This window comes from Enterobacter cloacae complex sp. 302F9, assembly GCF_050030335.1.
In the GTDB taxonomy this organism is placed as follows: Bacteria; Pseudomonadota; Gammaproteobacteria; order Enterobacterales; family Enterobacteriaceae; genus Enterobacter; species Enterobacter hormaechei_C.
The window spans coordinates 3,676,187-3,693,125 of sequence record NZ_JBLGUC010000001.1; the positions used below are offsets into that span (position 1 = coordinate 3,676,187).

A 16,939-nucleotide genomic window follows, 5' to 3' on the forward strand; every position below is an offset into this window, starting at 1 on the left:
AGAAAGGATGAAACTGTCACGCGTAAGTGCCGTTAACTGGAACAAAATTCAGGATGATAAAGACCTGGAGGTCTGGAACCGCCTGACCAGCAACTTCTGGCTGCCGGAAAAGGTCCCGCTCTCCAACGATATTCCGGCCTGGCAAACCCTGAGCCATGCCGAGCAGCAGCTGACAATCCGCGTCTTTACCGGCCTGACGCTGCTGGACACCATTCAGAATACCGTGGGTGCGCCCGCGCTGATGAGTGATGCGCTGACCCCGCACGAAGAGGCGGTAATGTCGAACATCAGCTTTATGGAGGCGGTGCATGCCCGCTCCTACAGCTCGATTTTCTCCACCCTGTGCCAGACCAGAGACGTGGACGCGGCCTACGCCTGGAGTGAAGAGAGCGCGTCATTGCAGCGCAAGGCAGATCTGGTGCTGGAATATTACCGGGCCGACGAGCCGCTGAAGAAGAAGATCGCCAGCGTGTTCCTGGAATCTTTCCTCTTCTATTCCGGCTTCTGGCTGCCTATGTACTGGTCGAGCCGGGGCAAGCTCACCAACACCGCCGATTTGATTCGCCTCATCATCCGCGATGAAGCGGTACACGGGTATTACATCGGCTATAAGTATCAGAAAGGGCTGGAGAAAGTCAGCGCGGAAAAACGCGAGGAACTCAAAGGTTTTGCCCTCGATTTACTGATGGATCTGTATGACAACGAGCTGAGCTATACCGAAGAGCTGTACGCCGGAACGGGCTGGGAAGAGGACGTAAAAGCCTTCCTCTGCTATAACGCCAACAAGGCGCTGATGAACCTGGGCTACGAAGCGTTATTCCCACCAGAAATGGCGGAGGTGAACCCGGCGATCCTCGCGGCGCTGTCGCCCAACGCCGATGAAAACCACGACTTCTTTTCCGGGTCCGGCTCGTCGTACGTGATGGGTAAAGCGGTGGAAACGCAAGACGAGGACTGGGATTTTTAATGAATGAATTAACGTTCATTAATTAACTCTGCATTTCATTATTTCCAGCCGAATATTCCACGACGTACTACACTGTAATTTCCCCGTCATATTCGCCTGAATCACACCGATTCAGGCGAAATTCTCCCATGCAACAGCAAAAAATTGAGAAAAATTCAAACCGCCCTCAGCCCTTTATTCATGGGAAATTCAGCCGTTTCGCTTGCGGCAAAATTCCGGCCTCAGGCCGGTCCAGGGTTGTCTCAGATTCTGAGTATGTTAGGGTAATGCCAGTTAACTATTTACCATGGTAATCATATCGACATAAACAAATAACAGGACACTCTCTATTGCATGGCAATTAAATTAGAAGTGAAAAATCTTTATAAAGTATTTGGCGAGCACCCGCAGCGCGCATTCAAATATATTGAGAAAGGCCTTACGAAAGAGCAAATTCTGGAAAAAACCGGGCTATCGCTTGGCGTTAAAGACGCCAGTCTGGCCATTGAAGAAGGCGAGATTTTTGTCATCATGGGATTATCCGGTTCGGGTAAATCCACTATGGTTCGCCTTCTCAATCGCCTGATTGAACCCACCCGCGGACAGGTGCTGATAGACGGCGTGGATATCGCCAGAATATCAGACGCCGAACTCCGTGAGGTGCGCAGAAAGAAAATTGCGATGGTGTTTCAGTCATTTGCACTGATGCCGCACATGACGGTACTCGATAATACCGCCTTTGGCATGGAGTTAGCCGGCACGCCCGCTCAGGAACGTCAGGAAAAAGCCCTTGATGCACTGCGTCAGGTCGGGCTGGAAAATTATGCTCATGCGTATCCGGATGAACTCTCCGGCGGTATGCGTCAGCGTGTGGGATTAGCGCGCGCATTAGCGATTAATCCGGACATCTTATTAATGGACGAAGCCTTCTCGGCGCTCGATCCCTTAATTCGCACCGAGATGCAGGATGAGCTGGTAAAATTACAGGCCAAACATCAGCGCACCATTGTTTTTATTTCTCACGATCTGGATGAAGCCATGCGTATTGGCGACCGTATCGCCATTATGCAAAATGGTGAAGTGGTGCAGGTCGGCACACCGGATGAAATTCTCAATAATCCGGCGAATGATTATGTGCGCACCTTCTTCCGCGGCGTGGATATTAGCCACGTATTCAGTGCGAAAGATATTGCCCGTCGAACACCAAACGGCATTATTCGTAAAACGCCAGGTTTTGGCCCGCGCTCCGCGCTGAAGCTGTTGCAGGACGAAGACCGTGAATACGGTTATCTGGTTGAACGCGGCAATAAATTTGTCGGCGTGGTCTCCATCGACTCTCTGAAAACCGCCCTGAGCGAAAACCAGGGAATCGATGCGGCGTTGATTGACGCTCCGCTTGCCGTGGACGCCGAAACGCCGCTCAGCGAGTTGCTCTCTCACGTGGGTCAGGCGCCGTGCGCCGTGCCGGTCGTCGGTGAAGAACAACAGTACGTTGGCATCATCTCAAAACGGATGCTGCTACAGGCTTTAGATCGCGAGGGGACAAACAATGGCTGATCAATCAAACCCATGGGGCACCACTGAAGCAGCGGACAGCGCGGCGCAATCTGCCGATGCGTGGGGGTCGACGCCTGCGCCTGCCGATGGCGGCGGCGCGGCAGACTGGCTCAACAGCGCACCAGCGCCTGCCCCAGAGCATTTCAATATTATGGATCCGTTCCACAAGACGCTGATCCCGCTGGATAGCTGGGTAACGGAGGGGATCGACTGGGTCGTTACCCACTTCCGTCCGGTGTTCCAGGGGATCCGCATCCCGGTGGATTACATCCTGAACGGCTTCCAGCAGCTGATGCTGGGCATGCCCGCGCCGGTGGCGATTATCCTGTTCTCGCTGATCGCATGGCAGTTCGGCAGCGCGGGTATGGGGATCGCCACGCTCATCTCCCTGATTGCCATCGGCGCGATTGGCGCGTGGTCTCAGGCGATGATCACCCTGGCGCTGGTGCTGACCGCCCTGCTGTTCTGCGTGGTGATCGGCCTGCCGATGGGGATCTGGCTGGCGCGCAGCCCCAGGGCCGCGAAGATTATCCGCCCGCTGCTGGATGCGATGCAGACCACGCCAGCGTTCGTTTACCTGGTGCCTATCGTGATGCTGTTCGGCATCGGTAACGTACCGGGGGTGGTCGTGACCATTATCTTCGCCCTGCCACCGATTATTCGCCTGACCATTCTGGGCATTAACCAGGTGCCTGCGGATCTGATAGAGGCATCGCGCTCGTTCGGCGCCAGCCCGCGTCAGATGCTGTTTAAGGTTCAGCTTCCGCTGGCGATGCCGACCATTATGGCAGGTGTTAACCAGACGCTGATGCTGGCGCTGTCGATGGTGGTGATCGCCTCGATGATTGCCGTTGGCGGGTTAGGTCAGATGGTACTTCGCGGCATTGGCCGTCTCGATATGGGGCTGGCGACCGTCGGCGGCGTCGGGATTGTGATCCTCGCCATCATTCTTGACCGCCTGACCCAGGCTGTCGGTCGTGATTCACGTAGTCGCGGCAACCGTCGCTGGTACACCACCGGCCCTGTCGGGTTACTCACCCGCCCATTTACAAAATAAGGAACAACGATGCGACATAACGTACTTTTTGCCACAGCGTTTGCGACCCTTGTCTCCACCAGCGCAGTTGCCGCTGACCTGCCGGGCAAAGGCATTACCGTGCAGCCGGTGCAGAGCACCATTTCGGAAGAGTCCTTCCAGACCCAGATTGTCAGCCGTGCGCTGGAGAAACTGGGCTATACGGTGAATACCGCCAGCGAAGTGGATTACAACGTGGGCTATACCTCCATTGCCTCCGGTGACGCCACCTTTACCGCCGTGAACTGGCAGCCGCTGCACGACGACATGTATGCCGCCGCAGGCGGTGACAAGAAATTCTACCGCGAAGGCACCTTTGTGACCGGCGCTGCGCAGGGATATCTGATCGACAAGAAAACCGCCGATAAATATCACATCACCAATATTGAACAGCTGAAAGATCCGAAGATCGCAAAACTGTTTGATACCAACGGTGACGGTAAAGCCGACATGATGGGCTGTTCGCCGGGCTGGGGCTGTGAAGCGGTGATTAACCACCAGAACAAAGCCTTCGATCTGGCGAAGACCGTCGACGTGAGCCACGGCAATTACTCTGCGATGATGGCCGACACCATCGCCCGCTTTAAAGAAGGCAAGCCGGTGATCTACTACACCTGGACGCCGTACTGGGTGAGCGACGTGCTGAAGCCGGGCAAAGACGTGGTGTGGTTGCAGGTGCCCTTCTCCTCCCTGCCAGGCGAGCAGAAAGATATCGATACCAAACTGCCAAACGGCATGAACTATGGCTTCCCGGTGAACACCATGCATATTGTGGCGAACAAAGCCTGGGCCGAGAAAAACCCGGCGGCGGCGAAGCTGTTCTCGGTGATGAAACTGCCGCTGGCAGACATTAACGCCCAGAACGCGATGATGCACGCGGGTAAATCATCCGAAGCTGATATCAAAGGCCACGTGGATGGCTGGATCAAAGCCCACCAGCAGCAGTTCGATGGCTGGGTGAAAGAGGCGCTTGAGGCGCAGAAGTAAAAAACACAACCCTTACCCCTCACCCTAACCCTCTCCCCAAAGGGGAGAGGGGACTTTATACATCCTCTCCCCTTTGGGGAGAGGGCCGGGGTGAGGGGCTTAACCGCACAATCCACCACGTAACAATTCCCCAACATTCACCATCATTGGTTATTATGTTTCCGGAAAAATAATCACTTAACTCACGATTCCTGAAACTAATGACAAAAACAACTCAAGGGCTTAGCCCCGCACTCATCCTTTTAATGTCCGTGGCAACGGGTCTGGCCGTCGCCAGCAACTATTACGCACAACCACTGCTCGACACCATCGCACGCGCCTTCGATCTTTCAGCCAGCTCCGCCGGGTTTATTGTCACCGCCGCACAGCTCGGCTATGCGGCCGGGCTGCTGTTCCTGGTGCCATTAGGCGATATGTTTGAGCGCCGGATGCTTATCGTCTCCATGACGCTGCTGGCGGCGGGCGGGATGTTGATCACCGCCAGCAGCCAGTCGTTAACGATGATGATTATCGGCACCGCGCTGACGGGGCTGTTCTCGGTGGTGGCGCAAATTCTGGTTCCCCTCGCCGCGACGCTGGCTTCCCCGGAAAAACGCGGCAAAGTGGTCGGCACTATCATGAGCGGCCTGCTGCTGGGCATCCTGCTGGCGCGAACCGTTGCCGGGCTGCTGGCGAGCCTCGGCGGCTGGCGCACCGTTTACTGGGTGGCGAGCGTGCTGATGGTTATCATGGCGCTGGCCCTGTGGCGCGGCCTGCCAAGGGTGAAGCAGGAAAATCACCTGAACTATCCGCAGCTCCTCGCCTCCGTTTTCAGCCTCTTTACCCGGGATAAACTCCTGCGCACGCGCGCCATTCTGGGGTGTCTCACCTTCGCTAACTTCAGCATCTTATGGACGTCGATGGCGTTTCTGCTCGCCGCGCCGCCGTTTAACTACTCAGAAGGCGTGATTGGCCTGTTCGGGCTGGCAGGCGCGGCTGGCGCACTGGGCGCGCGCCCGGCGGGTGGGCTGGCCGACAAAGGCAAATCTCATATGACCACCTCCGCAGGGCTGGTTTTACTCCTGCTCTCCTGGGCGGCCATCTGGTACGGACACGTCTCTGTGCTGGCGCTGATTGTCGGTATTCTGGTGCTCGACCTCACCGTGCAGGGTGTACATATCACCAACCAGACCGTGATTTACCGCGTGAAGCCGGATGCCCGTAACCGTCTGACGGCCGGGTACATGACCAGCTACTTTATCGGCGGCGCGGCGGGTTCGCTAATCTCAGCCTCCGCCTGGCAGCATGCGGGCTGGACGGGCGTATGCGCCATCGGCGCCATCGTCGCGGCGATAAATCTGCTGGTATGGTGGCGCGGCTATCACCGTCAGGAAGCAATTCACTAAGTTTTACATTGCTTTGGGCCCCCTGGGGTGTAAAGGGGGCCTGCATCTGTTAAGGTAACGGTAATCATTTATCCCAGAAATTTTACTGTGGGTGACATATTTACTACCGGCATGAATAGTTCAGACCCCTGTCCTCACATCCCCTCTTTCGCGGGTACACACCCCACGCTCTCTGTGCTCACCGGGTCACGGATTTACCCGGCGCTTTCTGATGGTGACATACGTTTGGCGGATATAACCGCACAAATAATTCATTTACATTATTTGTCACTGTCGTTACTATATCGGCTGTAATTAATGAGGTTATGCCCAAAATGGATAGTTCGTTTACGCCCATTGAACAAATGCTTAAGTTCCGCGCCAGTCGTCATGAGGATTTCCCGTATCAGGAAATCCTGCTGACCCGCCTGTGCATGCACATGCAGGGTAAGCTGCTGGAAAATCGTAACAAGATGCTGAAAGCGCAGGGGATTAACGAGACGTTGTTTATGGCGTTAATTACGCTGGAGTCTCAGGAAAATCACAGCATTCAGCCGTCGGAACTGAGCTGTGCGCTGGGGTCATCCCGTACCAATGCGACCCGTATCGCGGATGAACTGGAAAAGCGCGGCTGGATTGAACGCCGTGAAAGCGATAACGATCGCCGCTGCCTGCATCTGCAACTGACCGAGAAAGGTCACGAATTCTTGCGCGAAGTGCTGCCACCGCAGCACAACTGCCTGCACCAGCTCTGGTCTGCCCTCAGCACCGCCGAGCGCGACCAGCTTGAGCACATTACTCGCAAGCTGCTCACCCGTCTGGACCAGATGGATGAAGACGGCGTCATCCTTGAGGCGCTGCGCTAACGCGACGATCCGCTCAACATTCCAGATTGCTAAAAAGAAAAACTGACAGGCCAGCACGTGAAACTGCTGGCCTTTCTGACAACAGGTCGGCTCAGCCGATGTGAAAATAAAAAGATCGTGGAGAACAACAATGAGCGCAAATGCGGAGAACACCCTCCCGCAGCAACCGGCCAACAAAAAGGGCAAACGTAAGAGCGCCCTTATTCTGCTGACCTTGCTCTTTATTATTATTGCCGTGGCATATGGGATCTATTGGTTTTTAGTCTTGCGTCATGTTGAAGAGACAGACGATGCATACGTGGCAGGGAATCAGGTTCAAATCATGGCCCAGGTGTCAGGCAGCGTGACGAAAGTCTGGGCTGATAACACCGACTTTGTGAAAAAAGGCGATGTGCTGGTCACGCTCGACCCGACCGACGCCCAACAGGCGTTTGAAAAAGCACAGACGGCGCTGGCCTCCAGCGTTCGCCAGACCCGCCAGCTGATGATCAACAGCAAGCAGCTTCAGGCCAATATCGACGTGCAGAAAACGGCCCTGGCTCAGGCGCAGAGCGACCTCAATCGTCGTGTTCCTCTCGGCACCGCCAACCTGATTGGCCGTGAAGAGTTGCAGCACGCCCGCGACGCGGTGGCCAGCGCACAGGCGCAACTGGACGTGGCGATCCAACAGTACAACGCTAATCAGGCGATGGTGCTGGGTACCTCTCTGGAAAACCAGCCAGCGGTGAAACAGGCGGCGACCGAAGTGCGTAACGCATGGCTTGCCCTGCAACGTACCAAAATCGTCAGCCCGATGACCGGCTACGTTTCCCGTCGTTCCGTACAGCCAGGGGCGCAGATTAGCACCACCACGCCGCTGATGGCGGTCGTTCCGGCAAACAATCTGTGGGTCGATGCGAACTTCAAAGAGACCCAGCTGGCGCATATGCGTATCGGCCAGACCGCGACCGTGGTCAGCGATATTTACGGCGATGACGTCAAGTACACCGGAAAAGTGGTCGGTCTGGACATGGGGACCGGCAGCGCGTTCAGCCTGCTGCCTGCACAGAACGCCACCGGCAACTGGATCAAAGTGGTACAGCGCTTGCCTGTGCGTATCGAGCTGGATCCTAAGCAGCTGGCAGACCATCCGCTGCGAATTGGCCTTTCCACGCTGGTGACGGTCGATACCGCCAACCGCGACGGTCAGATCCTCGCAAGCCAGGTGCGCAGTACGCCAGCTTATGAAAGTAACGCCCGTGAAATTAGCCTCGATCCGGTCAATAAGCTGATCGATGACATCGTGAAGGCAAACGCCGGTTAAGCCGAAGGTGAGCGTTATGCAACAGCAAAAGCCGCAAAAACCGCTGGAGGGGGCGCAGCTGGTCATTATGACCATTGCGCTGTCGCTGGCGACATTCATGCAGGTGCTGGACTCCACCATCGCAAACGTGGCGATCCCTACGATCGCCGGGAACCTTGGCTCATCGCTGAGCCAGGGGACCTGGGTCATTACCTCGTTCGGGGTGGCGAACGCCATCTCCATTCCCATCACCGGCTGGCTGGCGAAGCGCGTCGGTGAAGTGAAGCTGTTCCTCTGGTCGACGATCCTGTTCGTGCTGGCCTCCTGGGCCTGCGGCATGTCCAGCAGCCTGACGATGCTGATTTTCTTCCGCGTCATCCAGGGGATTGTCGCCGGGCCGTTGATTCCGCTGTCGCAGAGTTTGCTGCTGAACAACTATCCGCCCGCCAAGCGCTCCATCGCGCTCGCGCTGTGGTCGATGACGGTGATCGTCGCCCCAATTTGCGGGCCAATCCTCGGCGGCTATATCAGCGATAACTATCACTGGGGCTGGATCTTCTTCATCAACGTGCCCATCGGTGCGCTGGTGGTGCTGATGACGCTACAGTCTCTGCGTGGTCGCGAAACGCGGACCGAACAGCGGCGGATCGACGGCATCGGGCTGGCACTGCTGGTTGTCGGCATCGGCAGCCTGCAAATCATGCTCGACCGCGGCAAAGAGCTGGACTGGTTTGCCTCTACGGAAATCATTGTGCTGACGGTGGTCGCCGTGGTGGCCATCAGCTTCCTGATTGTCTGGGAGCTGACGGACGATAATCCGATAGTCGACCTCTCGCTGTTTAAATCGCGAAACTTCACCATCGGCTGCCTCTGTATCAGTCTCGCCTATATGCTCTACTTCGGCGCGATTGTTCTGCTGCCGCAGCTGTTGCAGGAGGTGTACGGCTATACCGCAACCTGGGCGGGGCTGGCCTCCGCGCCGGTGGGGTTAATTCCGGTTCTGCTGTCGCCGATTATTGGCCGTTTCGCCCATAAGCTCGACATGCGCAGGCTGGTGACGTTCAGCTTCATCATGTACGCCGTGTGCTTCTACTGGCGCGCGTATACGTTTGAACCGGGAATGGACTTTGGCGCCTCCGCGTGGCCGCAGTTTATTCAGGGCTTCGCCGTAGCGTGCTTCTTTATGCCGCTGACCACCATTACGCTTTCCGGCTTACCGCCTGAGCGGATGGCGGCGGCATCGAGCCTGTCGAACTTCACCCGTACGCTGGCGGGCTCCATCGGGACTTCGATCACCACCACGCTGTGGACCAACCGGGAATCGATGCACCATGCTCAACTCACCGAAGCGGTGCACCCGTTCAACCCTAACGCTCAGCAGATGTATAGCCAGCTTGAGGGGATGGGGATGACGGAGCAGCAGGCGTCCGGCTGGCTTGCCCAGCAGATCACCAACCAGGGGCTGATTATCTCGGCAAACGAGATTTTCTGGATATCGGCGGGGATCTTCATCGTCCTGCTGGGGCTGGTGTGGTTTGCCAAACCACCGTTTGGGGCCGGTAGCGGGGGCGGTGGGGCGCACTAGCCCTGTGCACGGGTTGCCGGGTGGCGGCTACGCCTTACCCGGCCTACGATCGTAGGCCCGGTAAGCGCAGCGCCACCGGGCAACAATCGCCCCCCTTGTCCAAAACGCGACAGCGATTGTCAGTTCCGATAAAGCAGCGCGCCTGAAATCGATTCACGATAGTGAAAAGACAACAGGAGTGCACCATGCTGAACACACCCGCCGAAAAATACCAGCCTTACCCCACCCTTTCGTTGCCCGACCGCCGCTGGCCGGAGCAGATTATCACCCGCGCCCCGCGCTGGCTCTCGACCGACTTACGCGACGGTAACCAGGCGCTGGCCGAGCCGATGGACAGCGCGCGCAAGCTGCAATTCTGGGATCTGCTGCTGAGCTGCGGGTTTAAAGAAATCGAAGTCGCCTTCCCGTCCGCCTCGCAGACGGACTTCAATTTTGTGCGTCAGCTGATTGAGGAGAACCGCATCCCGGATGACGTCACCATTCAGGTGTTAACGCAGGCGCGGGACGATCTTATCCGTCGCACTTTCGACTCCCTGCGCGGCGCGAAGCAGGCCACCGTTCACCTGTATAACGCCACCGCCCCGCTGTTCCGCCGTCTGGTATTCGGCATGGAGAAAGCGCAAATCGTCGAGCTGGCGACGCGCGCGACGCGCCTGATTCGTCAGCTGTGTGAAGAGAACCCTGACACCCGCTGGCAGTACGAGTACTCCCCGGAAACCTTCTGCTTTACCGAACCGGAGTTTGCGCTGGAGATTTGTGAAGCCGTGGCGGAGATCTGGCAGCCGTGCGCGGCGCGTCCGATGATCGTCAACCTGCCCGCTACCGTCGAGGTGAGCACGCCGAACGTCTATGCCGACCAGATCGAGTATTTCTGCCGCCACTTCAGCCGCCGCAGTGACGTCTGTATCAGCGTGCACCCGCATAACGATCGCGGTACCGGCGTCGCCAGCGCAGAGCTGGCCGTCATGGCCGGGGCTGACCGCGTGGAGGGCTGCCTGTTTGGTAACGGTGAGCGCACGGGCAACGTCTGCCTGGTGACGCTGGCGATGAACCTCTACAGCCAGGGCATTAGCCCGAATCTGGATTTCAGTGATATGAATCGGGTGGTTGAAACGGTAGAAACCTGCAACCAGCTGCCCGTCCATCCGCGCCATCCGTGGGCGGGTCGTCTGGCTTACACCGCCTTCTCCGGCTCGCACCAGGATGCCATCAAGAAAGGTTTCGATGCCCGTAAGCCTGGCGAACGCTGGGAGATGCCCTATCTGCCCGTCGACCCGCAGGATATTGGCTGTACCTATGAAGCGGTGATCCGCGTGAACAGCCAGTCAGGAAAAAGCGGAAGCGCCTGGCTTATTGAGCAAAACCACGGCCTGAAATTGCCTCGCGCCCTGCAACAGGATTTTAGCCAGCACGTGCAGCAGGAAACGGATAACCATGGAAAAGAGATGACGCAGAATGCGCTCTGGCAGCTGTTCCGCGCCCGCTACGGCCTGGTGGCGAGCCCGCCATTAGCGCTGCAATCGTACCGCAGCGACAGCCAGCAGGACGGCCAGCTGCGGCTGACGGCAAGCGTCGCCACGCAAGGGGGCACCCGCCAGCTGGAAGGCCAGGGAAACGGTTTGCTCTCCGCCGCCGCTCACGGCTTAAGCCGCTGGATCAACGCACCGTTTGTGATCAAGGATTATCACGAACATACGTTAGGCGAACGCAGCGACAGCCGCTCGGTGGCCTATATCCGCTGCCTATTCCAGGATGGGACCAGCCGCTGGGGCGTGGGCATCGACAGCGACGTGGCACGCGCGTCGATTCAGGCGCTTTTTAACGCAGTCAGTCGTTCCTGAAGTAATCGCTGGGTGAGAGACCCATCACCCGACGAAACATTGCCGTAAAGGCGCTGTGGCTGCCATACCCCAGATCCAGCGCCACGCGTAATACCGGCTGGCCCTGCGCCAGCCGCACCAAGGCTTCCAGCAGTCGCGCCCTTCTCACCCACTCGCCGTAGCTCAGGCCTGTCTGCTGCTGAAAATGACGGTTCAGCGTGCGTTCGCTCATCCCCACAATACCTGCGGCCTGGGCGCTGCTCCAGCTTTCTCCCGGGGCCATTCGAATCTGCTGGCAGAGGTGGCGCAGCGCTTCGCTTTCCGGCTCGGGCAGGTGAAACGGCAGTACCGGCATGAGGCGAATTTCATCGAGGATCAGCTCATAAACACGTTCATCGCGGCTTCCGGGTGCGTAAGATTCAGGAAGCGTAAGGGAGGTCAGGATCAGCTCGCGCAGCAGGGGCGAGATCTGCACGATCTGGCAGGTCGCCGGGAGATCGGCGCGCGCCAGCGGGTCGATAAACAGCGTGCGGGCAGCAACGTTGCCGGTGATGCGCAAGGCGTGCTGCGTACCCGCAGGTAGCCAGACGCCGCGACCGGGCGGCACCACCCAGCAGCCGGATGCGGTATCGACCCGCACGACGCCGGTGAGGCTGTGCAGGAGCTGCGCGCAGTCGTGCTGATGCCACGGCTCGCTGTCGCCATGAGCATAATCATGCGAAAACGGCACAAGCGGGCGATGGGTAAAGGAGAAGGTGGTGGTTGTCGTCATCAGGATTGTAGGCCCGGTCAGCGAAGCGCCACCGGGCATCCACAGGCACGATACTAAATGTGCAGTTCCTGAAGTTTTTCTTTTGGCAGGGCCAGCTCGTCATTGCTGTTTACACGAACATCACGTTCGATGATATGACGGGCAATCTCCTGAGCTTCTTCCAGAGAGTGCATCTGGTAAGTGCCGCACTGGTAAACGTTCAGCTCAGGGATCTGGTTCTGCTCTTTCACCTTCAGCACGTCTTCCATCGCCGCTTTCCACGCATCCGCGACGCGTTTCTCATCAGGCTGACCAATCAGGCTCATGTAGAAACCGGTGCGGCAGCCCATCGGAGAGATATCGATGATCTCCACGCCGTTGCCGTTCAGGTGGTCGCGCATGAATCCGGCGAACAGGTGTTCCAGCGTGTGAATGCCTTTCTCTGGCATCACTTCTTTATTAGGCACGCAGAAGCGCAGGTCGAAAACGGTGATCGTGTCGCCGTGCGGCGTGTTCATGGTCTTCGCCACGCGGACTGCTGGTGCTTCCATACGGGTATGGTCGACAGTAAAGCTATCTAATAACGGCATACGTCCCCTCCGATAGTGATTTTTTTAAAATAAACTGAACTCTTCTACAGAATGCGCGTCTGAGTATATGAAAGACGCGCATTTGTTATCATCATCCCTGAATTCAGAGATGTATATTTTGGCCACAGCGATGTGGCCTTTTTCTTTTGGTTCAGGCCTGCTTCGCCAGAAACGCCTCAAACGACTCCGTATCCGCCGCTTCGACCTCTTTCTGACGCACAACGGACGCATCACGCTCTGCCACAAAATCCGCTTCGCTCAGGATCTCTAACGGCTCCTGCATCAGCATCTCACGGTACTCCGCTGAGAGTGAACGCCCTGTGCCACCAATTCCCTGCTCAATCATAGAACGCAGAATACGTGCTGAGAATGTCAGTTCCGGGTTATCAAAGCTTTCAACCAGTTCGTCGCAGACCTTCTGGTAAGCTTCGCCGCCGTACACGCTGTCCAGCGTCTGGGCTACGCGCTTCAGGTCATGGAACAGATCCTTCCCTACCTTAGACAGTGGGAACTGAGCCGTTTCACAGCCAATACCTAACGTCAGACCCGGCTTGCGCCCTTCCAGAATCACGCGATTCCAGTTGGCACGGGTACACAGCAGTTCGTCGGAACTCATTTCCGGCGCATCCGCCAGTACGCACCAGACCATAAACAGGTCAAGGAAGCGAACCTGCTGTTCGTCAACGCCAATCGGTGAGAACGGGTTGATATCCAGCGAGCGCACTTCAATGTATTCGATCCCGCCGCGCTGTAGCGCATCCGACGGTGTTTCACCGCTGCGCGTCACGCGCTTCGGACGAATCGGCGCATACAGTTCATTTTCAATCTGCAACACGTTAGTGTTAATTTGCAGGCGCTTACCGTCTTTTTCGAGGCCGATTTTTTCGTACTCTTCCGACGGGGTTTTTATCGCCCGCTTCAAGCCTGCCACATATTCGTGCAGATCGTTAAACGTAATTCCGAGATTACTTTGCGATTTATTGGTATAGCCAAGGTCGCTCAGGCGCAGGGAGGTCGCGTACGGCAGGTAATACATACCACATTCGGTCTTCTCGAACGGCAGCGTGGTCGGTTTCCCTTGCAGGAATGATGAACAGATGGCCGGGGACGCGCCGAACAGATACGGAATAACCCAGCCAAAACGGTAGTAGTTGCGGATCAGGCGGAAGTAGCCCGCGGAGATCGCTTCTTTATCCGTTTCACCGCACTTCGCCTGCCAGAACGCCATCGGCAGCGAAAAGTTGTAGTGCACGCCAGAGATCGTCTGCATCAGTGCGCCGTAGCGATTTTTCAGTCCTTCGCGATACAGCGTTTTCAGCCGACCAATATTCGAGGTGCCGTACTGCGCCAGCTCGATATCCTGCCCCTGCTCGATATAGCACGGCATGCTGAGCGGCCACATACGCTCGTCGCCGAGGTTGCGGGCGGTGAAGCGATGCACGTCGCGCATGATCGTCAGCATATGATCAATATCACCGTCTACTGGCGTGATGAACTCCAGCAGCGCTTCGGCGAAATCGGTTGTGATCCATTTATGTGTCAGCGCCGAGCCTAACGCCTTCGGGTGTCCCGTAGTCGCTAAGCTACCATCCGCATTTACGCGCAGCGTTTCGCGCTCAAGCCCACGCTGAATACCCTTCAGTGCCTGAGGGTGATTTTCCAGCCAGGCCATCGCCTGTGATACGTCCGGGATCAATTTGACCTCCCGCCTGTCAAAAAATTGTCACTCAGCATAATTGTAATGGTTGACGATTGAAGGTCGCGAATTCATTCCACCAATTAGTGCCACCACGTCATACCCTGTAGTGTTACCCATGCCAGTAAAACATAGCGTAACGCCTTGCCAAGGCACAAAAAAAAGAGCACCGGTCCCCAGGAAATGCGCATCCATCCCGCCAGCAGACACAGTAAATCGCCTATTACAGGCATCCAGCTTAATAACAGCGTGGCAGCGCCATAGCGTTTTAGCCAGCCCACTGCCTTTTCCTGCCAGCGAGATTTTTCGCGTAGCGGAAAGAAACGTCCAAGAATAACGTTAGTCAGCCCTCCAAGGCTATTACCCATTGTTGCTATTAAGACCAGCAACCAGGGCTGACTTACGCCGGACAACAGCATCGCCACCAGCACCACTTCCGAATTCCCCGGTAAGAGGGTGGAGCTTAAAAAACTGCTGGCGAATAATGAAGCGAGTGACAGCGCGTCACTCACAGTAAGCGAACGTCCACCGCCGCCATTCCGGCATCACGCGCGGCCTGAATGCCAAAATCAGCATCTTCAAACACCACGCATTTTGCAGGTGGAACACCCATTAATTCTGCACAGAGCAGGAAGGTATCCGGTGCGGGTTTGTGATGTTTAACATGATCGGCGGCAACGACGGCAGAAAAATAGTGGCGCAGGCCAAGGTGGTTGAGTAGCGCTTCAGCAATCGCGCTCTCGCTGCCCGTACCGACAGACATAGGACGACGCCCGTGCCACTCCTTGACGACGTCAATGAGTGGTAAAGGCTGCACGGTGTCTAACAGTATGGCTTTTACCGCGTCGGTTTTTTCACGCGCGAGCTGATGCGGGTCGAGATCGGCCTGATTCAGCTCAATCACGGCCTGTGCGATACGCCAGGTGGGCGATCCATTGAGGGCAATCATCGCCTGTAAATCGAAACGCATACCGTAACGGCCCAGGACTTCGGTCCAGGCCTGACGATGCGTGGGTTCGGTATCCAGGAGGGTGCCGTCCATGTCGAAGATCAAACCGTCATACTGTGCGTACATCGTGCTCTCGCTAAACGATTAACAAAGCATTACTTTATCGTAAAAGGGGATTTTTGTCGCTGATTGCGAAGTGATAACAATGAGAGTGATTAAGAACTAAACATCGAAGGGGATCACAAGAAGAGATGGTGCATCCGGGAGGATTCGAACCTCCGACCGCTCGGTTCGTAGCCGAGTACTCTATCCAGCTGAGCTACGGATGCATCGGGATTTACTGCTGTACTTCTCGATACTCATATCACTTCAAAAGCAATATGAAGTAAAAAATGGTGCATCCGGGAGGATTCGAACCTCCGACCGCTCGGTTCGTAGCCGAGTACTCTATCCAGCTGAGCTACGGATGCATCGGGATTTACTACTGTACTGCTCGATATTCATATCACTTCGAAAGCAATATGAAGTAATAGATGGTGCATCCGGGAGGATTCGAACCTCCGACCGCTCGGTTCGTAGCCGAGTACTCTATCCAGCTGAGCTACGGATGCAAAATGGCGGTGAGGCGGGGATTCGAACCCCGGATGCAGCTTTTGACCGCATACTCCCTTAGCAGGGGAGCGCCTTCAGCCTCTCGGCCACCTCACCACACAACGCCTCTTTCGAGTGCTTCGAGCAACTCGTTAAGAGCTTCTCGTCGCTGCGTGGCGCATATATTACTTTCTGGGACTTATAAGTCAAACAATTTTCCACATGCTTTTTTCGTTTGCACAATTCGCACCCAATTCGCATGTAAAAGCCGCAAAGAGAGTGTTTTATAAGCGGATTTTGCAGGCATCTTCACAGAATTGTGTTGAGAGAAGCGCGTCTTTTGGATGAGATAAGATTATGAGAGTGGTCAAAAACGAAGCGTTTGAAATAGAACGGTAACTTTATGCAGGAAAAATAGCAGGAGGGTTGCGTCTCGCCCGACAGCGAGACGCGACAATATCAGTAACTGGACTGCTGGGATTTTTCAGCCTGGATACGCTGGTAGATCTCTTCACGGTGGACAGATACTTCTTTAGGAGCGTTAACACCAATACGTACCTGGTTACCCTTTACCCCTAAAACTGTCACGGTGACCTCATCCCCAATCATGAGGGTCTCACCAACTCGACGAGTCAGAATCAGCATTCTTTGCTCCTTGAAAGATTAAAAGAGTCGGGTCTCTTGTATCCCGGCATTATCCATCATATAACGCCAAAAAGTAAGCGATGACAAACACGTAAAGTGTAAGCAGTCACGGCATCACATTCTGTTAAACGTAAGTTTAGCCGATATACACAAACTCAACCTGACTTTATCGTTATCGATAGCGCAGTGAGCAAGACGCCATAACGTTACCGCTATGGCGTCTGCTTGTGCTTTG

The 16,939-nt window shown here is 56.1% G+C and carries 15 protein-coding genes and 4 tRNA genes; 9 read left to right on the plus strand and 10 right to left on the minus strand.

The window, feature by feature from the left end; all coding sequences use genetic code 11:
• Positions 1–7: 7 nt before the first annotated feature.
• The 9 genes from nrdF (at position 8) to leuA (ending at position 11,503) form a co-directional block, all read left to right on the plus strand.
• Positions 8–967: a class 1b ribonucleoside-diphosphate reductase subunit beta gene (gene nrdF / locus ACQG0T_RS17820; protein ID WP_017382773.1), complete on the plus strand. Its 960-nt coding sequence runs from the start codon at positions 8–10 to the stop codon at positions 965–967.
• 333 nt (positions 968–1,300) lie between these two features.
• Positions 1,301–2,503: a glycine betaine/L-proline ABC transporter ATP-binding protein ProV gene (gene proV / locus ACQG0T_RS17825; protein WP_039269954.1), complete on the plus strand. Its 1,203-nt coding sequence runs from the start codon at positions 1,301–1,303 to the stop codon at positions 2,501–2,503.
• Positions 2,496–3,560, plus strand: coding sequence for a glycine betaine/L-proline ABC transporter permease ProW (gene proW, locus ACQG0T_RS17830; RefSeq protein WP_015571659.1), 1,065 nt, complete (start codon positions 2,496–2,498; stop codon positions 3,558–3,560). The genes proV and proW overlap by 8 nt, the downstream gene beginning before the upstream one ends.
• 9 nt (positions 3,561–3,569) lie before the next feature.
• Positions 3,570–4,565 carry a glycine betaine/L-proline ABC transporter substrate-binding protein ProX gene (gene proX, locus ACQG0T_RS17835; protein ID WP_017382774.1) on the plus strand — a complete coding sequence of 332 codons (996 nt, stop codon included), beginning with the start codon at positions 3,570–3,572 and terminating at the stop codon, positions 4,563–4,565.
• A gap of 200 nt (positions 4,566–4,765) precedes the next feature.
• The gene (locus tag ACQG0T_RS17840; RefSeq protein WP_023304299.1) at positions 4,766–5,950 is read left to right on the plus strand and encodes an MFS transporter; all 1,185 of its coding nucleotides are present in this window, start codon (positions 4,766–4,768) and stop codon (positions 5,948–5,950) included.
• Positions 5,951–6,264: 314 nt separating this feature from the next.
• Positions 6,265–6,795 (plus strand): multidrug efflux transporter EmrAB transcriptional repressor EmrR, encoded by a 531-nt coding sequence (gene emrR / locus ACQG0T_RS17845; protein WP_017694792.1) that lies wholly within the window; start codon positions 6,265–6,267, stop codon positions 6,793–6,795.
• A gap of 130 nt (positions 6,796–6,925) precedes the next feature.
• Positions 6,926–8,098, plus strand: coding sequence for a multidrug efflux MFS transporter periplasmic adaptor subunit EmrA (gene emrA, locus ACQG0T_RS17850; RefSeq protein ID WP_017382776.1), 1,173 nt, complete (start codon positions 6,926–6,928; stop codon positions 8,096–8,098).
• 16 nt (positions 8,099–8,114) lie between these two features.
• A complete protein-coding gene (emrB, locus tag ACQG0T_RS17855) occupies positions 8,115–9,662 on the plus strand; it encodes a multidrug efflux MFS transporter permease subunit EmrB (RefSeq protein WP_252051866.1) in 1,548 nt (515 codons plus the stop codon).
• 185 nt (positions 9,663–9,847) lie between these two features.
• Positions 9,848–11,503, plus strand: coding sequence for a 2-isopropylmalate synthase (gene leuA / locus ACQG0T_RS17860; RefSeq protein WP_017382777.1), 1,656 nt, complete (start codon positions 9,848–9,850; stop codon positions 11,501–11,503).
• Here leuA and ACQG0T_RS17865 read toward each other — a convergent pair.
• The 10 genes from ACQG0T_RS17865 to csrA form a co-directional block, all read right to left on the minus strand.
• Positions 11,490–12,254, minus strand: coding sequence for an AraC family transcriptional regulator (locus ACQG0T_RS17865; protein ID WP_003862181.1), 765 nt, complete (start codon positions 12,252–12,254; stop codon positions 11,490–11,492). The genes leuA and ACQG0T_RS17865 overlap by 14 nt on opposite strands.
• A 53-nt stretch (positions 12,255–12,307) precedes the next feature.
• A complete protein-coding gene (luxS, locus tag ACQG0T_RS17870; RefSeq protein ID WP_017382778.1) occupies positions 12,308–12,823 on the minus strand; it encodes an S-ribosylhomocysteine lyase in 516 nt (171 codons plus the stop codon).
• 151 nt (positions 12,824–12,974) lie between these two features.
• Positions 12,975–14,519, minus strand: a complete 1,545-nt coding sequence (gene gshA, locus ACQG0T_RS17875; protein WP_252051864.1) for a glutamate--cysteine ligase — start codon at positions 14,517–14,519, stop codon at positions 12,975–12,977.
• 83 nt (positions 14,520–14,602) lie between these two features.
• Complete coding sequence (locus tag ACQG0T_RS17880; protein ID WP_017692791.1) at positions 14,603–15,031, minus strand: YqaA family protein; 429 nt, start codon at positions 15,029–15,031, stop codon at positions 14,603–14,605.
• The gene (gene yqaB / locus ACQG0T_RS17885) at positions 15,028–15,594 is read right to left on the minus strand and encodes a fructose-1-phosphate/6-phosphogluconate phosphatase (protein ID WP_015571665.1); all 567 of its coding nucleotides are present in this window, start codon (positions 15,592–15,594) and stop codon (positions 15,028–15,030) included. The genes ACQG0T_RS17880 and yqaB overlap by 4 nt, the downstream gene beginning before the upstream one ends.
• 126 nt (positions 15,595–15,720) lie before the next feature.
• Positions 15,721–15,797, minus strand: a tRNA-Arg gene (locus ACQG0T_RS17890).
• A 64-nt stretch (positions 15,798–15,861) separates the two neighbouring features.
• Positions 15,862–15,938, minus strand: a tRNA-Arg gene (locus ACQG0T_RS17895).
• Positions 15,939–16,002: 64 nt separating this feature from the next.
• A tRNA-Arg gene (locus ACQG0T_RS17900) sits at positions 16,003–16,079 on the minus strand.
• 4 nt (positions 16,080–16,083) lie between these two features.
• A tRNA-Ser gene (locus ACQG0T_RS17905) sits at positions 16,084–16,176 on the minus strand.
• A 342-nt stretch (positions 16,177–16,518) separates the two neighbouring features.
• Positions 16,519–16,704, minus strand: coding sequence for a carbon storage regulator CsrA (csrA, locus tag ACQG0T_RS17910; protein WP_000906486.1), 186 nt, complete (start codon positions 16,702–16,704; stop codon positions 16,519–16,521).
• Positions 16,705–16,939 lie beyond the last annotated feature (235 nt).